Source organism: Sulfoacidibacillus thermotolerans (assembly GCF_003144315.1).
Lineage (GTDB): Bacteria > Bacillota > Bacilli > Alicyclobacillales > SLC66 > Sulfoacidibacillus > Sulfoacidibacillus thermotolerans.
On the sequence record NZ_MPDK01000005.1, the window covers coordinates 45317 to 65478 of the forward strand.

A 20162-nucleotide genomic window follows, 5' to 3' on the forward strand; every position below is an offset into this window, starting at 1 on the left:
AGGGCGCGTTTTGTTTTGATTTTGTGATCATTCACTAGAAAAAACTACAGAGTCAATTTTTGTCGGATTTCGTCGAGGACGATGCAGGATTTTGATGAACTGTGTTGAATATAAGATGTGGGAATTTTGTTCTACGGAGGTGTATGCAAAGTGACGATGCTGGATTCGCTATATATGAATGCAATGCAATCCGCTTTAAATGCCAGTTTAGTACGTCAACAGGTTTATGCAAACAACATCGCGAATGTCAATACGCCGGGATATAAGCGGGAACAAGTGCATTTTGACAGCTTACTGCAGAGTCAGTTGGCGGCTTCTGGATTCTCGGGTAGTGGAAGCGCGAAGCTGCCTCTAGAGGCAAATAACCCTCGTGATTTAGGTGGCAATTACTTTACGCCCGCTTCGTTGGGGGCAGTTGCTCCAGTTATTTCAACAGATACTTCGACAGCGGTTGGCCCTAATGGAAACAACGTCAATGTCGATGCAGAAATGAGCGCCTTGGCTGAAAATCAAATTGGCTATGGTGCGCTGGTTCAGGATATGAACGATCAATTTACAATGTTGCGAACAGCAATTTTAGGGAGTTGATCAAGATGGGGTTATTTGATGGGATGTCCATAAGTAGCTCTGGGCTTACTGCGAATAGGACATGGCTGGATGTGATTGCAAACAATATTGCGAATGCGAACACGACGCGCACTCCGCAAGGAGGGCCTTATCGGGCTGAAGAGGTTGTGTTTAGTCCAATTCCAAATGCCGGAGGTTTCTCGTCTGCGCTGACTCGCGCATCTGGTGCGGTCGGGCAAGGTGTGCAAGTTGCAGCTGTGGTTCAGGATCCCTCGCCGTTTAAACTGGTCTATGACCCGAGCAGCCCGGATGCTGTCAATGGATATGTACAAATGCCGAATGTTAATATTGCAACTCAGATGGTGGATATGATTTCAGCATCACGAGCGTACGAAGCAAATGTAACGGCTTTTAATGCCGCAAAGACGATGGATACACAGTCAATTTCACTCGGAAAGTAGGGGCTTAAATGATTCAGGCGGTGAGCGCGGTAGGAGGACTTACAGCAAATTCGTCGGGGACTTCTGCGTCGGCAGCTTCTGGTGGGTTTTCGTCTATGCTTGGACACGCTTTGCAAACACTCGATCAATCGGTAGCGCAAGCAGAACAGCAAGGGATTAATTTGGCGAGTGGCACCGCGCCAAATATTGCGACGGTGATGACGACTGCGACGAAAGCGGAGTTGGCCGTAGATCTTGCAGTGCAGGTGCGTAATCGGGCGATTTCTGCGTACAACCAAATGATGAATATGCAAATTTGAGGCTGGCACTAAGGTGGATATAAACAAATGAATGAATTCCTGACGAACCTGGTGGGCCGCCTAAAAAACTACTATCAGGGGTTAGAGTCGCGGCAACGTCGAAATCTTTTGTTGATCGCTATATTTTTTCTTCTAACAATCCTTATTCTTTCGTTTATTTTTCTAAACCCAAACTATCAGGTGGTCTTTTCTAATCTTGGGGCTAAATCTGCAGGAGAAATCACGCAAAAACTCGATCAAATGAAGATTCCGTATCAGTTACAAGGCAACAGTATTCTAGTTCCTGCTGCAGATGCGGATAAGGTTCGGATTGACATGGCGATGGATGGATTACCGGCAAGCGGGATGATTCAGTATTCGTCCATTTTTGATCAAGGGAATTTATTTGGGATGACCTCGCAGGAGTTGAATTTGCAGACTCTGGATGTTCTAGAACAACGCATTGCACAGTCGCTGGAGCTCATTAATGGGGTGGAAAATGCGCAAGTAAATGTTGTATTTCCACAGCAGCAGACATTTCTTGATCCAAGCGCTGACATGGGCGCAAAAGCTTCAGTCGTGATTACAGTCGGTGCAGGAGCTGCGCTTACCCCAAGTCAAGTGTTTGGCATTCAGCAACTTGTCGCACATGCTGTGCAAGGATTAAGTGCGAATCAAGTTACTGTAATCGATCAGTATGGAAACGATCTGTCATCCTCTGTTCCGAGTGCACTTGGCACGGCGGGTTTGACCAGTCAACTGGCAAATGAAATCAGTATGCGCACGGCGCTGGAACAATCGATGGCGAGTGAATTAAAAGCGAGTTTGACGAAGCTTGTAGGTCCAGGCAATGTGGAGGTTGTCGTACATGCCAATGTCACATTTAATCGCGTACAGCAACAGCAACATATTGTAAAACAAGGACCGATTTTATCAAACCAAGCACAGTCTTCCTCAAGTACGGGGGGGGCGAGTGGAGTGGGGGGGATCGCTGGTCAAGCGACTCAGAATCCAAACATTCCTACGTATGGATCTCCGGGTGCGGGTACAGGATCTTCTTCGACAGACCGTTCCTCGACTACGAATTATGATAACAGTTATACGAATACCTCGACCTCGTTTGATCCGATGCAAATTCAGGGGTACACAGTCAGTGTGTTGATTAACTCGAATGCAATTCCCTTGACGAAGACCTTGTCGCAAAGCATTCAGTCTTATGTGTTAACTGCGATGGGACAACAAGCGACGGGGAAGGTCTCACCGAGTGTCACCGTGCTTGGCGTTCCTTTTGCTCCTGGTCAAGGGAATCTACCTGTCGCGCCGAGTTGGTACAATTCCCCACTTGCGCTTGGTGGCTTGGCAACGTTATTGCTTGGTGGAATGGGGACTGCTGTCTTTATGGTGCTGCGTTCGCGCAACCGCAAGCGGTTGACAGAGGATGCATTAGATTCTCTATCGGTCGCTTCATTGGCGAGTCCACCTCCAGAACCTGAAGACGTGACATTGACAAAAATGTTGCAAGAACTAGCAGTGAAAAAACCAGACGCATTTGCTTCGCTTTTGCGTACATGGTTGTCTGACGAATAGGGGTGTGGGGCGATGGCGAGAACTGATCACTTCACAAACCGTCAAAAAGCGGCAATCTTGCTTATTTCACTAGGGCCAGAAGTAGCATCTACGATCTATCATCATCTGCGCGAGGATGAAATTGAAGAGTTGACTTTAGAGATTGCTGCTTTGCGTCGCGTGGAAAGTGAAGAACGCTCTAGTATTTTAAAGGAATTTCATGAGTTGGCGGTGGCTCAAGATTACATAACTCAAGGCGGGATTGAGTATGCCCGCGAGATCTTACAAAAAGCGCTCGGTGCGGAACGCGCCGTCGCGATTATTGACCGCTTAACTGCATCCTTGCAAGTGAGACCGTTTGAGTTTGCGAGAAAAGCGAATCCTAGCCAAGTTCTTGGGTTTATCCAAAATGAACATCCTCAGACGATTGCGCTTGTTCTTTCCTATCTAGATGCCGCGCAAGCATCTACTATTCTCGGAGCATTGCCGACCGCTTTGCGAACCGAAGTTGCCCGGCGCATCGCGACGATGGATGCGATGAGTCCAGAAGTCGTTTCCACTGTGGAACGCGTGCTTGAAAATAAACTCGCTCAGACCGCTTCTCCTGATTCGATGAATGTAGGGGGTCTTGATGCGATTGTACAAATTATTAACGGAGTGGATCGCGCGACAGAGAAAAGTATCTTAGAACAACTCGAAGAGAGCGATCCGGAACTTGCTGAAGAAATTAAAAAGCGCATGTTCGTATTTGAAGATATTGTATTTCTTGACAATCGTGCGATTCAGCGTGTCATACGCGATGTCGAACAAAGTGATTTGCAACTTGCCTTACGCACTGCGAGTGAAGACGTGCAAGAAGCCATCTATCGCAACATGTCCAAGCGCATGGTGGAAACGTTCAAACAAGATATGGAGTTTGCAGGACCAGTGCGGTTGCGCGATGTAGAGGATGCACAGCAGCGGATTGTCGCCCAAATTCGTCAGCTCGAAGATATGGGTGAAATAGTGATTAGTCGCGGTGGAGGGGATGACATCCTTGTCTAAAATTCTGCGTCCACGATCTCAAAATTTTCCTTCTCGTAAGATCGAAGCACAAGCTGATCGATCGGTCGTGCAGGGATCAAATTTGGAAGATGCTGCGAAAGGACCAGATGTGCTGGGTTTTGATCAAGTGGCCGCAAAGGAAAGGCAGATTGCCTCTCTCGAAACGCAAATCCACGAGTATGAGGACAAGCTTGAAGAATTAAAAGCAAAAGCAAAGGATGCGTTGGAACAAAATCGCGTTGCGGCGCAACAATTGCTTGATCAGGCGCAACAAGAGGCGCAGGTACTTCTTGCACAGGCAAAAAAGACAGGGGAAGCAGCTGGTTATCAGGCGGGGGAAATAGCGGCCAGAGAAGCTTGGGAAGATCTTCTTGCACAAGCGAGACGGACTTTGGAATTTGCAGAACAAGAACGCAGGGAGAGAGTGCGCAGTTCTGAGGCGATGATTGTAGCGTTGGCGATTGAGATTGCGCAAAAAATAGTTGAGTTACACTTGGAAGTTGACGGAAAACTGGTGTCGCGCTTACTCAGTGATTTATTGCTTGAAGTTGACAAAGCAAAACGAATTGAAGTGCGAGTCGCGCCAAGCGATTTGGAACAGACACTCGAACAGCGTGGTGCCTATGAGCGAATCTTAAGTCACCAAGCAGAACTATTGATCGTGCCAGATGGTGGACTGAGCAAAGGGGACGTCGTAATCGTCTCGGAGCATGGCACAGTAGATAGTCGCATATCAACGCGCTTTGCAGAAGTCGAGCGCGTTTTAACACAGTGCGTGCGCGACTGGGAGAAGAGTGGCGAATCAGATGGATAAGCGATTGGCATTTTATCGACGATGTCTTGCGGATGTAAAACTGCATCGGATTCACGGCCGAATTGAAAAGGTGATCGGTTTAACGATTGAATCAAGAGGCCCAGTAGCCCGCATAGGGGATGTTTGTATTGTTAAGTCTGGGACGGGAAAAGAATCGTTGTGTGAAGTGGTTGGATTTCGTCGAGATGATGTTTTGCTCATGCCGCTTGGTTCAGTAGAAGGGCTAGGTCCTGGAAGTGAGGTTAGGGCGACGGGGGAGTCGTTAAAAATTCGCGTGGGGCCAGAACTGTTAGGGCGTGTTGTCGATGGCTTAGGCAACCCGATTGACGACTTGGAACCCCTACCAGACAGGGAATGGAGGCCGCTTCACCGAGATCCTCCTTCTCCACTGTCGCGTCCGCGCATTAATACTCCGCTATGTACAGGTGTGCGTGTGATTGATGGCCTGCTAACTGTAGGACAGGGGCAACGCATCGGGCTGTTTGCGGGCAGTGGAGTTGGAAAAAGCACACTGCTAGGAATGATCGCGAAAAATAGTGAGGCAGATGTGAACGTGATCGCTCTTATCGGTGAAAGAGGTCGTGAGGTGCGTGAATTTATTGAGCGCGATCTTGGAGAAGAAGGGCGTAAGCGTTCTGTGGTTGTTGTCGCTACGTCCGATCAACCAGCGCTTGTCCGCGTCAAAGGTGCATTTACGGCGACCGCTATCGCTGAGTATTTCCGTGATCAAGGGCTTCAAGTGGCACTGATGATGGATTCAGTGACGCGTTTTGCAATGGCACAACGTGAACTTGGGTTGGCCGTCGGTGAACCGCCAACAGCGCGCGGTTATACGCCTTCGGTGTTTAACCTGTTGCCAAAGTTACTAGAGCGTGCAGGACGAGCCAAACGTGGGGCCATCACAGCAATTTATACGGTTCTGGTAGACGGTGATGATTTGCAAGACCCGATTGCTGATGCGGTGCGAGGAATTTTGGATGGTCACTTTGTTTTGACGCGGGAACTTGCAAATAGGGGACATTTTCCTGCCTTAGATCCACTGCAAAGTGTCAGTCGTTTGATGAGTGATTTAGTGTCGGATGAACATCTTCAATCTGCGGTTCAAGTACGTGCACTACTTGCTGCAAAACGCGAGGTGGAGGATCTCATCCGTATTGGGGCTTATCAAAAAGGGACTGATCGCTTGGCGGACTTGGCGATTACTGTCGAACCGCAGTTATTGACATTTTTGCGACAGAGCCGCGATGAAAGCACCGATTTTGCATCGACCCTGCAAGTGCTTCAGGCGATTGCAAGAGGGGTGGTTGCAGAGTGAAAAACTCGAATAGAATTCAGCGGATGGGACGTTTGTATGCACAGCTATTAAAAGCAAAAGAACAAGAGCAACAGCATATCCGTCTGCAGGCAGAAGTGCAACGTGAACAATTGATTGGAGCGAGAGAGGCATTTGATGAGATTTTTGCAACTTGGCAGGAAACGGCTGCCGATGGGGCTGACGTTTTGCAATGGCATCGTTATGAGGCCCTTTTAGAGGGGCGAATCATGCAACAGGAACAAGCGGTTGTGACACTCGAAGGAGAGTTAAAAATAGCCGTGGAAAAGACGAAGTCAGCCTATCAGCAATCTGAAAAGTGGAATCGCTTTGAGGAACGAGTGCAAGCAATGGAACAGCGTCAAAAAGAGCGAACGAGGATGGCCGTCAATGATGAGTTAGCACTGAATCAAAAGCGTGTAGGGGTCGATCATGAAGAGTAAAGGAAAGGTTTCCGTCAATAAGGCGGAGGGAGAACGGCGCTTTCGTCCACTGTCATGGATCTTTTATTATGTTTTACTTCCGATCATAGCGACTGCGCTTTTTGCGGCTGTGGCCTTGCAAATTCTCGGCTATAACGTAATCGGAACACTAGAATCGCGCATTACCCGGATTGCAGGTACTCACCAATTGCTAAATCATGGGGCGGGTTCCACGTCATCAGCGCAAACTGCCGCTTTGCGTATCGAAGTAGCACAAAAACAGTTGACGATCGAAACTCTAAATCGTAAAGTTGCGGCTCTTTCTCAGCAGGTAGCATTGTCAACTCGCCAAATACAGTCAGAAAAAACTGCGATTCAAGCGTTACAAGCAAAACTTGCACAAAAGCAAAGTGCTGCTGCAATTGCTGCAAAGCAAGCTGCGATTTATACCAACATGTCATCACAACAAGCAGCGGTTATCTTACTTCAACTTTCGCAAAGTGAACAGGTCGCGATCTTAAAAGATATGAGTTCGGCAGATGCGGCGTCAATCCTTGCGGATATGCCTGCGAAACAAGCAGCGCAATTACTTCAAGCAGGGGCATAAAGCGATCTTCAAATGTGGTTTTGGAAGTGAGGTGATGCTAGGCGCCTAGAGATTGCGTGTTGCTATGTGAGAGGCTGCGTTGGGGGAAGGAGGTGACTAAGACTTTTGAACGGTGGAATCGATCTGCTTTCTAGCTTGACAAGTATGCAGATGGGAAAAACAAAGAGTGGATCGTCTAAACAGCATGATCGACAAAAAGTGGAATCAGCGAGTAAAGTGCAACAAGATTTTCGTGCGCTCATGCAAACTCATGTAGCAATTCGTGTAGCAACTCGGGAGGTTCGCAAACCACCCGTTGTGTCGGTAGGTGTAAAGGGGAAGAAACAAAACAAGGATTCCAAAGTCAAGGATGCTAATACATTGACCCTTGGAGCGCCAATTGTTGTTCATGAGAGCAAACAACATCTTCCCACTTCCCCAATTGTCACAGGCTCGCGAGATCTACGTGTGCATGAGCATAAGATGCAAAATGGTTTTTTGTCTGATCGCTATTTATCAGGCGAATCTAATGCTCAAGGAGTTAGTAGGCAAAAAAATGTGACAGGTGGGGTGAGGCAAGAAAGCAGGGTGCCAGTTGCTCAGTCACATCTTGCCCGCCAGCAGGTGAAAACACCGATTTCTTATTCGAGGATTGTCACAAGTGAGAGACATTTGACTCAACTTTCCTTGGAAATGCCTTCGCGCTCACGTTTGAACGGTTCTAGAAACACGGATCGGGTTTTAAAAAGTGTTTTGCCTCAAACTCAACAAATGGCTTACCCTATTTCGCGTGCTCCAGTCTCTTTACGCTTGGTGCAAGGAACGACAATTGAGAAAAAAATGCGCCTTGACGCGCCCGTTTCTCACAAACACATCGAAGTCATTAAACGCGGTGCATGGGGCGACAAACAAAAACCAAGCGGCGAAACACCTCGATTTGTTCAGGCGAGAATGGCTTCTTCGATCGCGAAGAATCACGATGTGATGGGGAGGCACTCTTCCTCATCTGGTCGCGAACAAAAGAACGGTGGCACTTCAATCGCTCGTGCTGTCCAGCAAGATGGCGCCTATCAAGTGGGGCAGTTGGCGCCACCATCTACCACAAATAGCGCTGCTGGATTGGGGCAAGAGCCGGTTTTTGCACAGCAGATTGTATATGCAACGACACAGTGGATTTCTCGACAAATTGCGCAGCGCAATTTATTGGGCCGTTCGACAGTTGTGATGACACTTGTACCCGCACATTTAGGGAAGTTACATTTGAGCATCACTGCTTCAAAAAATGGCGTTCTACAAGTAAGTTTCACAACCTCAAATGGAGAAGCGCAGTCTTTGATACATGATCAGATGTCCACACTCTTAAACCAGTTGCAGTTGCAAGGGTTTCAATCAGTTGCAATCGACGTTCGCACAGATTTAGGGCAGCAAAATCAAACGTCTTCACAACAAACGGCACCGTCGTACAAAACGAACTCACTTGGTAGCAATGAACGTGCTTTTAATGCAAGAACAGCAGTGCATTTTGAGCGAGTTGATCAAGCGTTGCTTTACGATGGTTTTTATGCGGAGGCGTAGGAGGAGGGTTTATTCTGAGTACAACGACGACGCAGACAGGGATTTCACCTGTTTCCTATTCTACTTCAACGTCAGGCACAACATCGACTTCGACGACGAGTACCACAAGTACGGATCAATTAGGGAAGAATGCCTTTTTGCAATTGCTTGTGACACAAATGAAGTATCAAGATCCATTATCGCCGCAGAGTAACACACAATTTATTGCTCAATTGGCACAGTTTTCGTCGCTCGAGCAAATGACAAATGTGGCGCAGGGAGAGCAAAATCTGATCGCAGATTTGCAAGCTTTACAAACTTCACAGTCTTTGACGGGTGCTTTACAGTTGCTCGGTGCGACCGTAACGGTTATGACTAGCAATGGATCGCAGACTTCCGGTACTGTAACCGCTGTGCAAACGTCGGGAAGTGCACCGACTGTCATGATAAACGGTACAGCGTATCCAATCTCCTCTATCCAATCTGTTACTCGCTAAGGTCAAAAGTACCGTTGTACTGTGTGAGCGGGTCTCGATGTTCTAAAGTGACGATGCTGCGCAATTTCGACAGGAATTTGCGCAGCGGTGTCGAATCATAGTATGCGAGAATCCTTCGCGGGTTGCAAAGCGGTTGTTTTGCTCAACCTCGGGCCTTTCACCGCGGCAAACGCTGCGAGAACTCGCAGTTTGGTGGTGAGGGTAAGTGATTCATTTGACGCGTATGAACGGCATTTCATTCCACTTAAATGCGATCATGATCGAGGTCATCGAAGCTACACCAGATACGGTGATCACATTGGTTTCGGGTCGTAAGTACATAGTTCGCGAACATGCAGATGAAGTGATCGATCAGATCACACGTTATTACAGATCGATTGGATTAGTGGGTAATATTGCGTCACAAGTGGGGGGTGGTCATCTGGAATGAATCGCAAGCGTGTGGTTCTAATTGGAATTCTAGCGATTGGGGTGATCGTGGTCGGAGGAGCTGCGGCTTATGAGTTTGTGATTAAACCGATGGATAGTGGACCTCCAAGTGCCGCACAACTTGCAGCTTGGCAGTATAGTGTCCCTAAAATCACGACAAATTTGCAGGATAATGGCATCATCGAGATGCAAGTGACCCTACAAGCACCAAGTGCTGCTGTGGCTGCGGAGTTATCAGATCGCGCAGCACAGGTTGAGGATGCTGTGATCGCTGTGTTGCATGGCCTCAGTGGTCAACAAATCATGCAACCGGGCGGCCGCCATCTAGTAAAATTACTTGTTTTAAAACGAATTAATTCATTTTTAACGTCAGGAAAAGTTACTGAGGTTTATATTGATTCTTTAATCGTGCAATAAGGAGGCATGGGGATGCCGGAGGTATTATCCCAAGGTGAAATTGACGCCTTGTTATCCGCGCTCACTTCCGGCGAATTGTCAGCGGAGGAGATCAAGCGCGACGATGCGCAAATGCGCGTTCGCACGTATGATTTTAAGCGGGCGATGCGCTTTTCTAAGGAACATTTGCGAACGATCTCGCGCATTTACGAACACTATTCGCGACTGTTAGCGAATTATCTCTCTGCGCAAACGCGAACAGTGGTACAAATTACGGTAACCTCTGTCGATCAAGTGCCGTTTGAAGAATTTGTGCGGTCCATTCCTTCTGTGACAGTGATTCACGTAGTCGACGTACAACCGCTTGGCGGAAAGTTTCTTCTTGAGATGGGGACGGATTTGTCTTTCGCGACGCTTGATCGCTTGTTTGGTGGAACTGGGCGTTCAACAATCGAGGGACATAAACTTACAGAGATTGACACGATGGTTCTTGAGCGGTTGTTTTCGCGGTCCTTGTCAACTTTGACCACCGCCTGGTCGGGAATTGCTGATTTAAAACTTAGTTACGATAGTCTAGAGATTAATCCACAATTTATACAGATTGTCAATCCTAATGATATCGTACTCGTGGTGTCTCTATCCGTAACAATGGGTTCTGTCCATGGAATGATCAATGTTTGTATGCCTCATGTTGTCCTAGAATCTGTGATGCCACGATTGAGCGCCCGCTTCGCTTTTTCTGGGACAAGTCACGCGGACAGTGAAGCAAATCGAGGGAAAGTGGAACTGCTCGCAAAGCACATGGATCGGGTCGCCGTGGTGATGACGGCTGAATTGGGGCGTACTGAGATTCAAGTCAATGATTTATTGAATTTACAAATCGGGGATGTGCTTACACTGGATCAAGCAATCTCAGAACCGCTCGCGATTCGTGTGGGAGATGAGGTTAAATATCGTGGGTTCCCTGGAAAAGTAAGAGGGCATTACGCTTTGAAGATTACGCAAGTTGTGGAAGAAGGTGCGGAAAATGGCGAGTGATTTTCTCTCGCAAGAAGAAATCGATGCACTGCTTGCAGGAAATGGCAGTCAAGCGAGTGATGCAGTAACTCCGGAGCCTTCGGATGAGGATCTTTTATCTTTATTTGATCGCGATGCACTCGGAGAGATAGGCAATATATCCTTTGGAACAGCAGCAACGGCATTATCAACTTTACTGCGCCAAAAGGTTAATATTACGACCCCGCAGGTCAGATTATTAAAACCGAATCAATTAAACCAAGACTTTCCTGTCCCGCACGTAGCGGCGCGCGTGGAATATACAGAAGGCCTATCTGGCAGCAATATCCTCATGATTCTTGTCGATGATGCAAAGATTATCGCAGATCTCATGTTAGGCGGTGATGGGACAGCTCCCTCAGAAGAACTGAATGAATTGCACATTAGTGCAGTGGCTGAAGCGATGAATCAAATGATGGGTTCAGCTTCGACTTCGATGTCTACAATGTTTCATCGCACCGTGAATATTTCCCCCCCGGTGGTAGAAGTTGTCGATTTAAAGCAGGAAACGGATCATTTATTTACTGGATTTGCAGAAGAGTTGCTTGTCGAAGTTTCTTTTCACCTGCAAGTCGGTAACTTAATCGATTCAAATATCATGCAGATGTTGCCATTGTCATTTGCAAAGTTATTAGTACAAATGCTCATGGGGACAACGGAGCAGGCGGCGCAAGCTCCAACGTCTGCTCCTGTAGCAACTGCCGCGGCAGAAGTCGCAACAGCAGCGGCAACACAAGCTTACGCTGGCAGTGGGCAAGCCACATCGCAGCAGCTGAGGGGAGGAACAAAATCATCTAGTGCAGCGGTTGATCCAGAGCCAAAGATTACTTCGCAACGCGAGCAACCAGTTGTAGAACGGGCTGTTTTTAGCGCGTTTGATGAGGCGCCTGCAACGCATGCCGGAAGAAATCTTGATTTATTATTAGATATTCCTCTGGGGTTGACGGTCGAGTTAGGTCGTACAAAAAAATTAATCCGAGATATTTTAGATCTTGCTCCGGGTTCGATCATTGAACTTGAAGCTTTAGCTGGCGAACCCGTCGATATCTTGGTGAATAACAAGTTGATTGCACGTGGCGAGGTGGTTGTCATTGATGAAAAATTCGGAGTGCGAGTGACTGATATTTTAAGTCCAGCAGAGCGAATCAAAAGACTACAATAACTAATCAACTGATTTTTTACTGGGAAGGGAAGGGGATTCGATATGTCTAAAAATGTACTTATTGTAGATGATGCCGCCTTTATGCGGATGATGATTAGAGAAATATTGACAAAAAACGGATATCAGGTTGTGGGGGAAGCGGGCGACGGACAACAAGCAGTTGATAAATATAAGGAACTTCGTCCGGATCTTGTAACTATGGATATCACCATGCCAGAGAAAGATGGGATTCAGGCACTCAAAGAGATTCGCGCGTTAGACCCTGCGGCTCGGATCATTATGTGTTCTGCAATGGGACAACAAGGGATGGTTATTGAGGCGATTCAAGCGGGAGCTAAAGACTTTATCGTTAAACCCTTTCAAGCGGATCGAGTTCTTGAAGCTGTCCGAAAAACGTTGGGGTTGTAATGAACGGTTTTGCGAGTGCGTTTGAATTTTTACTCAGTCTTCTATTCATCATTTTTTTGGCGATCGTCTCAATACGGCTGCTAGGGAAAAAGACGCTTGATCTCTCTGGGAATCGTTATGTGCGCATTATCTCTGCGCAATCTCTCGGGCAAAACAAGTCTTTGCATACAGTGGTGGTAGATGACAAGACCGTTCTTTTAGTAGGTGTGGGGACACATGTAGAGTTAGTTGCGCGATTTGACGACACCGCGTTGGCTGAGAAACTCTTAGCTGCAGATAAGGGGCGGCGTGAGACAGCAAACTCAATGTTTTATCCCGCATTTTCGTGGTTGGATGCGAAGTGGCGAAAGGTTCGATCTGTTGATCAGGATGAGGTAAAACCTGATTTCTCCGTTTTTTTGCGCGATCGGTTTGAACTGCTGAAAAGTAAACGACAGGAAGCGCTGGGGGCAGAGGAAGAAAAGTCAATACCAGATGAGAGGATCCAAGCTTCGGAAGTTACCCATCAGGAGAAACAGTTATGAGATTGCGTGGACGTTCTGTGATTGTCGCTCTATTGCTCGCTCTGTTTGTACCTCATCTTGCTTTTGCCGCGACGAATATTGGGGTTCCAGGACTCTCAGTGTCCGTTTCACCGACAACGAGCCCTTCTGGGGTTGTCAGTGTGGTACAAATTCTCGTTTTATTGACGGTGTTGAGCCTCGCGCCAGCGATCCTCATTATGATGACTGCCTTTACCCGTATCGTTGTGGTGCTGTCATTTGTACGCAGTGCCCTCGCATTGCAAACCACACCGCCAAATCAGGTCATTATTGGCCTCGCGTTGTTTCTTACCTTATTTGTGATGGGGCCGACGTTTCAAACCGTGAACAAAGATGCAGTTCAACCCTATTTGGCGGGACGTATCAGTCAAACAGCGGCTATTTCGCGTGCGGAGTATCCATTTAAAGTCTTTATGGCCAAGCAAACGAGGATTCAAGATGTGGATCTATTTTTGCAATACGAACATGAAGCACCGCCTAAATCACTAGCTAGCCTGCCGTTGACTACGCTTGTACCTGCCTTTGCGATTAGTGAACTAAAGACGGCATTTCAAATTGGTGTAATGATCTATATTCCTTTCCTTATCATTGATTTGGTTGTCGCGACGACGTTGATGTCGATGGGAATGATGATGTTGCCCCCTGTCCTCATTTCACTGCCTTTTAAGTTGCTATTATTTGTAATGGTGAATGGGTGGTATTTAGTAGTTAAATCTTTGCTTGCTGGATTTCATTGATTAGGAGGGGATCGTCTGAACGGCAACTTTGTGATTGGGTTAGGTCAACAGGTGATCTTTATTGTATTGGAATTGACAGGTCCCATTTTGATCGTAGGAATGCTTGTGGGCTTAATCATAAGTATTTTCCAAGCGACTACGCAGATTCAGGAACAAACTTTGACCTTTGTTCCTAAAATTGCTGCGATTATTGTCATTCTATTTTTGGCAGGACCGTGGATGTTAGGAACATTAACCCACTTTACATCAGATGTTTTAGGAAATTTACAGCGCTATATACAATAAATGATGATTGGGATAACTTCTATACTCATTTTCCTGTTGATCTTCGTACGTGCAACTGGTGTTGTATTTGCATCTCCGATTTTTGGGAATCTGCAGATTCCGACTTTAGTGAAAATCGGATTGTCGTTTTACTTGTCTGTCATCATAGTGGAAAGTTTGCCTAAAACAACGCTGCTTGCACATGGAGTTCTTGTCAATGCGACGACTTTTGTCCTCTTGCTTTTGCAAGAGGCGCTTGTCGGGATTGCTCTTGGCTTGATTGCAAACTTTATTTTTTATGCGATTCAGTTTGCGGGTGCGTTGCTCGATTTGCAAATCGGATTTTCGATGGTAAATCTAGTGAATCCTGGATTTTCGACCCCATCGACACCCCTTGCGAATCTGCTCTACATTTTATTTGCCCTATTTTTTCTCGGAGTTCACGGCGATTACAGTGTCATATTGGCTATCTTACAAAGTTATCGCTATGTTCCGATCGGTTCTGCCCACTTTGGGGGGCCGGTAGCGGATGTTTTTTTACATGCGACGATCACTTTGTTCCTGATTGCCGTAGAGATTGCTGCTCCGGTTATGTTAGCTATTTTCTTGACAAATATTGCTTTTGCTGTGGCGTCACGTGCGGTTCCGCAAATGAATGTATTTTTTGTTGGGCTTCCCATTACGCTGTTTTTAGGGTTAGGACTTGTAGGTGTTCTCATGCCAGCATTTGTCGCTTTGATGCGTGAATTGATTTATACAATGGATCAACAGTTGAATCAACTTTTACTGGCTTTGGGGAGTGGCAGCGCCTGATGCAATGGAATTTACAGCTTTTTGCTGAAAAAACGGAGCAACCCACAGCACGGCGCAAGACGGAGGCTAAGCGAAAAGGACAAGTTGCAAGAAGTCCCGATTTGACGGCTGCTGTCGGATTTTTAGCGTTAGTGGGCAGCCTTTGGTTGTTTGGTGGAGGGCTTTTGTCAGCACTCTGGCAAGCGATGATCTTGTTATTAGGTCAAGGCACCTTGCAAGCAGCGCATGTAACACTTGATCGTGGGGATGTGCAATTTGCCTTCATACATGTTTTTTCAGCATTAATACCGATTGTTCTAACTGGACTTGGAGTGGGGTTATTGACAGCTTTTGCGCAAGTTGGCCCTATGTTTGTGCCGAGTTTACTTGTTCCAGATTTTACACGAATCGATTTTTTAAAAGGAGTTGCGCGGTTTTTCTCAGTGCGTTCGATTGAAGAGTTAATTAAATCGATGATCAAATTGGGAATTATCGCGATTGCAGTCTATCTTGCCATCATGGCGAGTGCGCCTCAGGTCTTGATGTTGGTTGGAGCTGATCCTGCTCAATTGTTTGCATTATTTATAAACAGTGCATTGATGATCTTTTTGTATGTTGCAGTTGCTTTTCTTGTCTTGTCGTTTGCTGACTTTTTGTTTCAGCGCTTTCAATTTAATCGCAATATCAAGATGACGAAACAGGAAGTCAAAGATGAGATGAAACAAGCAGAGGGGAATCCAGCAATTAAACGTAAGATTCGTGAACGCGGTCGCGCAATCGCTCGTCGACGGATGTTACATAAAGTTCCAACAGCCGATGTAATCATTACCAATCCCACGCATTATGCGGTTGCACTGCGATATGACGCGAAAACCATGCATGCTCCACAGGTCATTGCGAAAGGCAGCGACCAGTTGGCGCATAAAATTCGCGAAATTGCGATCCAACATGATGTGCCTATCGTTGAGAACCGACCATTAGCACGATCGCTTTATCAGTTGACAGAGATTGACGAGTTTGTGCCGCCTGAGTTATTTGCAGCCGTCGCAGAAGTTCTTGCTTATGTTTATCGCCTGCAAAAGCGTAACGTCTAACTGCGTGAGTCAAGTTTTTAGCTCATTTTGTTGTGAAAGGGAGGGACGCAGCGAGTGAAAAAATTGACGTTGCTTCCCATTGTCGTTGTCATTGGTATTATTGCGATGTTAGTGATTCCGATATCGCCAGTTCTACTTAGCTTTTTGCTCATCTTAAACTTAGCGATCTCACTGACGATTCTGATGGTGGCGATGACGACGAAGGAGCCGCTGCAGTTTTCTATTTTCCCCTCGTTGTTATTGATCACGACTTTGTTTCGGCTTGCTTTGAATATCTCTTCAACGCGGCTGATCCTTACGCAAGGGTACGCGGGTCAGGTGATCGAAACGTTTGGCAGTTTTGTGATCAGTAGCAATGCGGTCGTAGGTGTCATCGTATTTGTTATTTTGATTATTATCCAGTTTATCGTCATTACAAAAGGCGCAGAGCGGGTTGCGGAGGTGGCTGCACGTTTTACCCTCGATGCGATGCCTGGTAAGCAAATCAGCATTGATGCAGACATGAACTCTGGGCTAATTACAGAAGCGCAGGCGCGAGCACGTAGAAAAGCGATTGAACAAGAAGCGGATTTTTACGGTGCCATGGACGGGGCAAGCAAATTTGTGAAAGGCGATGCGATTGCTTCCATGATTATTGTTGCAGTCAATATCGTCGGTGGATTTATTATTGGCATGGCGCAGCAAGGACTCCCTTTTCAGACAGCGATCTCGACTTATACTGTGCTTTCTGTTGGCGATGGGTTAGTCAGTCAGATTCCAGCGCTGTTATTGTCCACTGCAACGGGTTTGATCGTCACGCGCTCATCAAGTAGTGATGATTTTGGCGGCGATATCATGGTTCAAGTGTTTTCATCTCCCAAAACCCTCTACATTGTGGCAGTAGTGCTTTTTATGTTAGGAGCATTTTCTCCCATTGGAATTTTGATCACAGGTCCGATCGCTGCCGTTCTCGCTTATTCAGCCTATCGAATGACACGCGTTCGCGCTGCACAACTCAAAGAAACGAAACAAAAAGCTGAGATTGAGCGTGCAAAGACGGTGAAGAGCCCAGAGAGCATGTATCAATTGATTCAAGTAGAACCGATTGAATTTGAGTTTGGCTATGCAATTGTTCCCTTAGCAGATTCAAAGCAAGGAGGCGACTTGCTGGAGCGGGTTGCTTTAATTCGCCGTCAAATTGCGCTTGACTTGGGTATTGTGGTGCCGATGATCCGCTTTCGTGACGATATTCAATTGCGACCGAGTGAATATGTAGTACGCATTCGTGGGACAGAAGTGGCACGTTATGAACTCATGATCGGTCACTATCTTGCTATGAGTGGGGGGGTGACTGATCCTGCAGTTGTTGGGATTCCAACAAAAGAACCGGCGTTTTCGCTGCCGGCTGAATGGATCAGTGAATCGATGCGGGAGAAAGCACTGATTGCTGGGTATACGGTAGTCGATGCGCCTTCTGTGATTGCTACGCATCTTACGGAAATTATCAAACGAAATGCGCGCGAATTGCTCGGGCGTCAAGAGGTAAAGACGCTGCTTGACACTGTAAAGGAGCGTCAGCCCGTCTTAGTTGAAGAATTGGTTCCACAACTATTGACAGTCGGAGATGTGCAAAAAGTACTTGGTAATCTGCTCGATGAACAAGTTTCCATTCGCGACTTGCCGACGATTTTGGAAGTGTTAGCTGATCAAGCGCGTTACACAAAAGACCCGGATGTGCTCACAGAGTTTGTTCGACAAAGATTAAGTCGCCAGATTACAGCGCAAGTGCGCGCAGGTGCTTTTTCGGCCATCACTGCGATTACGCTAAGTCAACCTACTGAACGGCGCCTTGAAGAACATCTGCACCACACGGAACACGGTACGCATTTGGCACTTGATCCGCGATTGACGCAACAGTTATTAAAGGCCGTGAGCGACCATACGGGACGCTTGGCTGCACTTGGGAAAACTGCAATATTGCTCGTGTCGCCACAAATACGCGCACATTTGCGACGGCTTTTGCAACGATCGCTTCCTGATCTATCCGTTTTGTCATATGCCGAATTAGATCCAGATACTCCAGTTGAAAATGGAGGGGTGGTGAATCTATAGATGTTTATCAAACGCTATGTGGCTAAAACAGTAAATGAAGCCCTCCAACAAATCCGTTCGGAACTTGGTCGTGACGCTGTGATTTTATCGCAAAAAAAAATCAAGGCTCGTGGCCTCGCAGGTTTGTTTGGACAACGGGTAGTGGAAATCGTGGCGGGGATTGATGAGGCAGGGAGTAAGAATTCCGGGCAAATGGAAAAAGTGGTTTCTCCCCCTCTTGCATCCTCATCTCCCGTTGTGTCTGTAAGCGAAACCCCAGCACCTCATATTGAAGCAAAGCGTTTACAATCACAGGAACAGCAATTGCAAGAACCTGCGACACTTCTTCAAGCAGCATCTGTACAAGCGGAATTACAAGATATTCGAGCACTGCTCGGCACTCTGCTGATAGGTGAGATCGATGGTGTGCGATCGCGCGAACTAGCAATGACTATGCAACAATTAACAGGAACTAGTTTATCGCAGACCCTGCTCCAGCGCTTTTTGCGTTTGCATGCAGAATCTGTAGGAACAAATCCTGCGACTGCAACTACGGCAGCTTTACGCAGATTGGTTTCAGAAGTAATCGAGGAAGCAGGCAGTATTCGCGCACTTGATCCTAAGGATCGCTTGGTCGCTTTCATTGGGCCGACTGGAGTTGGGAAAACCACAACCGTGGCGAAACTCGCTGCAGTCTCGAGACTGCGTGACAATCGCCAGGTAGGGCTTCTGACGCTCGATACATTTCGTGTTGCCGCAGTGGAACAGTTGCGAACGTATGCTGAAATTCTAAATATCCCTTTTGCAGTTGCGCGGACAGGGCAAGAATTGCAAGAGCAAGTGGATACGTGGTCGGATTTAGATTTAGTCCTCATCGATACGACGGGGCGGGGGTTTCTTGATACAGCGCAGGCAGAAAACCTAGGAAAGTTACTGAGTCAAATTCCTCTTGATTTAACCTATCTCGTATTGAGTGCGGCCGCTAGAGAAGCTGAAGCGCGGCAAGTTGCCCTGCGACTCAAGGAAGTTGGGTATGATGCGCTGCTTTTCACCAAACTCGACGAAACGATTCTTCCTTCGCTCATTTTAACCATGGTCAATGAATTGCATCGCCCACTTTCTTATTTTTCAATAGGACAACAGGTGCCTCACGATCTCATCGTGGCGGATGAATCTACACTTCAAGCTTATTTTTGCGGAGGTGAGTCGCTTGCCCGATCAAGCTGAGCCTTTGCGCGAGCTTTTGCGTGAGAGCAAGGGAGCATTGAGTAAAGCGCATAGTCAGATGCGCCTTGTTGCCGTTGCAAGTGGTAAAGGCGGTGTCGGAAAGTCAAATATCACCCTCAATCTCGGCCTGACACTTGCTCAGGCAGGGATGCGGATTGCGTTGCTTGATGGTGATTTTGGCTTTGCGAATCTCGATATCTTACTTGGAATGCGCCCTTTGCACAGTTTTCTTGACGTACTTGAAGGGCGGATTCCTTTGCAACAAGCCTTGACGCGCGGCCCATATGAGTTAGCATTTATTTCGGGGGGATCAGAATACGTCATTGACAGTAACTTGCGGTCGACTTATGGCGCTCGTCTCACGCAAGAATTGCTGGCAATTGAGACGCAATTTGATCAGATATACATTGATTTTGGAGCAGGGTTTGGGAGCTTTACGGCTGAATTAATGGGACTATGCGATGAGCTAATGATTGTTACCACACCTGAACCGACAGCGCTGGCAGATGCGTACGCGCTAGTAAAGATGGTTGCCAAGGTGATTCCACTCCCACCTGTCTCATTACTGATTAATCGTGCCCATAGTGTAACAGAGGGTATGGATGCTTCGCGCAAGTTGCACCGCGTTGTACAGCAATTTTTGCATGTGGATTTACAAGTATTAGGGTATGTCTTAGAAGATGCAGCAGTACGCCGAGCAGTTTCCAAACAGATTCCATTTATCTTACTCGAGCCTAGATCTATGGCTGCACGCTGTGTAGCACAAGTAGCGAAGAATGTGACAAAAGGTTCACTGTCTTCAAAGAGTGCTCCAGTGTCGCACGAGCGTGGTGTACAAGCTTTTATACGCCGGTTTCTCAAGCGTGGAGGTTAAACTTTTTACA

24 protein-coding genes are annotated in these 20162 nt (G+C 47.0%); all 24 read left to right on the forward strand.

Going from position 1 to position 20162, the window contains the following annotated elements; all coding sequences use genetic code 11:
* Window positions 1-156 precede the first annotated feature (156 nt).
* The 24 genes from flgB to BM613_RS04570 all read left to right on the forward strand — a co-directional run bounded on the left by flgB (window position 157) and on the right by BM613_RS04570 (window position 20152).
* Window positions 157-588 carry a flagellar basal body rod protein FlgB gene (gene flgB / locus BM613_RS04455; RefSeq protein WP_245926251.1) on the forward strand — a complete coding sequence of 144 codons (432 nt, stop codon included), beginning with the start codon at window positions 157-159 and terminating at the stop codon, window positions 586-588.
* Window positions 589-593: 5 nt separating this feature from the next.
* Window positions 594-1028 (forward strand): flagellar basal body rod protein FlgC, encoded by a 435-nt coding sequence (gene flgC, locus BM613_RS04460; RefSeq protein ID WP_109429972.1) that lies wholly within the window; start codon window positions 594-596, stop codon window positions 1026-1028.
* An 8-nt stretch (window positions 1029-1036) separates the two neighbouring features.
* Entirely contained in the window at window positions 1037-1327 is a 291-nt protein-coding gene (gene fliE, locus BM613_RS04465) for a flagellar hook-basal body complex protein FliE (RefSeq protein ID WP_109429973.1), read from the forward strand.
* Window positions 1328-1354: 27 nt separating this feature from the next.
* The gene (fliF, locus tag BM613_RS04470; protein WP_109429974.1) at window positions 1355-2893 is read left to right on the forward strand and encodes a flagellar basal-body MS-ring/collar protein FliF; all 1539 of its coding nucleotides are present in this window, start codon (window positions 1355-1357) and stop codon (window positions 2891-2893) included.
* Window positions 2894-2905: 12 nt separating this feature from the next.
* Window positions 2906-3916, forward strand: a complete 1011-nt coding sequence (gene fliG, locus BM613_RS04475) for a flagellar motor switch protein FliG (protein WP_109429975.1) — start codon at window positions 2906-2908, stop codon at window positions 3914-3916.
* Window positions 3909-4730, forward strand: a complete 822-nt coding sequence (locus BM613_RS04480; protein WP_181362887.1) for a FliH/SctL family protein — start codon at window positions 3909-3911, stop codon at window positions 4728-4730. Before fliG ends, BM613_RS04480 begins: the two co-directional genes overlap by 8 nt.
* Window positions 4723-6045 (forward strand): flagellar protein export ATPase FliI, encoded by a 1323-nt coding sequence (gene fliI, locus BM613_RS04485; RefSeq protein ID WP_109429977.1) that lies wholly within the window; start codon window positions 4723-4725, stop codon window positions 6043-6045. The genes BM613_RS04480 and fliI overlap by 8 nt, the downstream gene beginning before the upstream one ends.
* Window positions 6042-6485: a hypothetical protein gene (locus tag BM613_RS04490; RefSeq protein ID WP_109429978.1), complete on the forward strand. Its 444-nt coding sequence runs from the start codon at window positions 6042-6044 to the stop codon at window positions 6483-6485. Before fliI ends, BM613_RS04490 begins: the two co-directional genes overlap by 4 nt.
* Window positions 6475-7071 (forward strand): magnesium transporter MgtE N-terminal domain-containing protein, encoded by a 597-nt coding sequence (locus BM613_RS04495; protein WP_109429979.1) that lies wholly within the window; start codon window positions 6475-6477, stop codon window positions 7069-7071. Before BM613_RS04490 ends, BM613_RS04495 begins: the two co-directional genes overlap by 11 nt.
* Window positions 7072-7176: 105 nt before the next feature.
* Window positions 7177-8625, forward strand: coding sequence for a flagellar hook-length control protein FliK (locus BM613_RS04500; protein WP_109429980.1), 1449 nt, complete (start codon window positions 7177-7179; stop codon window positions 8623-8625).
* 41 nt (window positions 8626-8666) lie between these two features.
* Complete coding sequence (locus BM613_RS04505; protein WP_245926252.1) at window positions 8667-9101, forward strand: flagellar hook capping FlgD N-terminal domain-containing protein; 435 nt, start codon at window positions 8667-8669, stop codon at window positions 9099-9101.
* A gap of 205 nt (window positions 9102-9306) precedes the next feature.
* Entirely contained in the window at window positions 9307-9531 is a 225-nt protein-coding gene (locus tag BM613_RS04510) for a flagellar FlbD family protein (RefSeq protein ID WP_109429982.1), read from the forward strand.
* Window positions 9528-9947 (forward strand): flagellar basal body-associated FliL family protein, encoded by a 420-nt coding sequence (locus BM613_RS04515; RefSeq protein WP_109429983.1) that lies wholly within the window; start codon window positions 9528-9530, stop codon window positions 9945-9947. Before BM613_RS04510 ends, BM613_RS04515 begins: the two co-directional genes overlap by 4 nt.
* Before the next feature lie 12 nt (window positions 9948-9959).
* A complete protein-coding gene (gene fliM, locus BM613_RS04520) occupies window positions 9960-10964 on the forward strand; it encodes a flagellar motor switch protein FliM (protein ID WP_109429984.1) in 1005 nt (334 codons plus the stop codon).
* Window positions 10954-12144, forward strand: coding sequence for a flagellar motor switch phosphatase FliY (gene fliY / locus BM613_RS04525; RefSeq protein WP_109429985.1), 1191 nt, complete (start codon window positions 10954-10956; stop codon window positions 12142-12144). The genes fliM and fliY overlap by 11 nt, the downstream gene beginning before the upstream one ends.
* Before the next feature lie 42 nt (window positions 12145-12186).
* Window positions 12187-12552 carry a response regulator gene (locus BM613_RS04530; RefSeq protein ID WP_109429986.1) on the forward strand — a complete coding sequence of 122 codons (366 nt, stop codon included), beginning with the start codon at window positions 12187-12189 and terminating at the stop codon, window positions 12550-12552.
* The gene (locus BM613_RS04535; protein ID WP_109429987.1) at window positions 12552-13076 is read left to right on the forward strand and encodes a flagellar biosynthetic protein FliO; all 525 of its coding nucleotides are present in this window, start codon (window positions 12552-12554) and stop codon (window positions 13074-13076) included. Before BM613_RS04530 ends, BM613_RS04535 begins: the two co-directional genes overlap by 1 nt.
* Window positions 13073-13831, forward strand: coding sequence for a flagellar type III secretion system pore protein FliP (gene fliP / locus BM613_RS04540; protein ID WP_109429988.1), 759 nt, complete (start codon window positions 13073-13075; stop codon window positions 13829-13831). Before BM613_RS04535 ends, fliP begins: the two co-directional genes overlap by 4 nt.
* A 15-nt stretch (window positions 13832-13846) precedes the next feature.
* Window positions 13847-14116, forward strand: a complete 270-nt coding sequence (fliQ, locus tag BM613_RS04545) for a flagellar biosynthesis protein FliQ (protein WP_109429989.1) — start codon at window positions 13847-13849, stop codon at window positions 14114-14116.
* A complete protein-coding gene (gene fliR, locus BM613_RS04550) occupies window positions 14117-14908 on the forward strand; it encodes a flagellar biosynthetic protein FliR (RefSeq protein WP_109429990.1) in 792 nt (263 codons plus the stop codon).
* On the forward strand, window positions 14908-15981 hold the full coding sequence (gene flhB / locus BM613_RS04555) for a flagellar biosynthesis protein FlhB (protein ID WP_109429991.1): 1074 nt from the start codon (window positions 14908-14910) through the stop codon (window positions 15979-15981). The genes fliR and flhB overlap by 1 nt, the downstream gene beginning before the upstream one ends.
* 54 nt (window positions 15982-16035) lie before the next feature.
* Complete coding sequence (gene flhA / locus BM613_RS04560; RefSeq protein WP_109429992.1) at window positions 16036-18072, forward strand: flagellar biosynthesis protein FlhA; 2037 nt, start codon at window positions 16036-16038, stop codon at window positions 18070-18072.
* Window positions 18073-19278 (forward strand): flagellar biosynthesis GTPase FlhF, encoded by a 1206-nt coding sequence (flhF, locus tag BM613_RS04565; protein ID WP_109429993.1) that lies wholly within the window; start codon window positions 18073-18075, stop codon window positions 19276-19278.
* Entirely contained in the window at window positions 19262-20152 is an 891-nt protein-coding gene (locus tag BM613_RS04570; protein WP_181362888.1) for a MinD/ParA family protein, read from the forward strand. Before flhF ends, BM613_RS04570 begins: the two co-directional genes overlap by 17 nt.
* The last annotated feature ends 10 nt before the right edge of the window (window positions 20153-20162 follow it).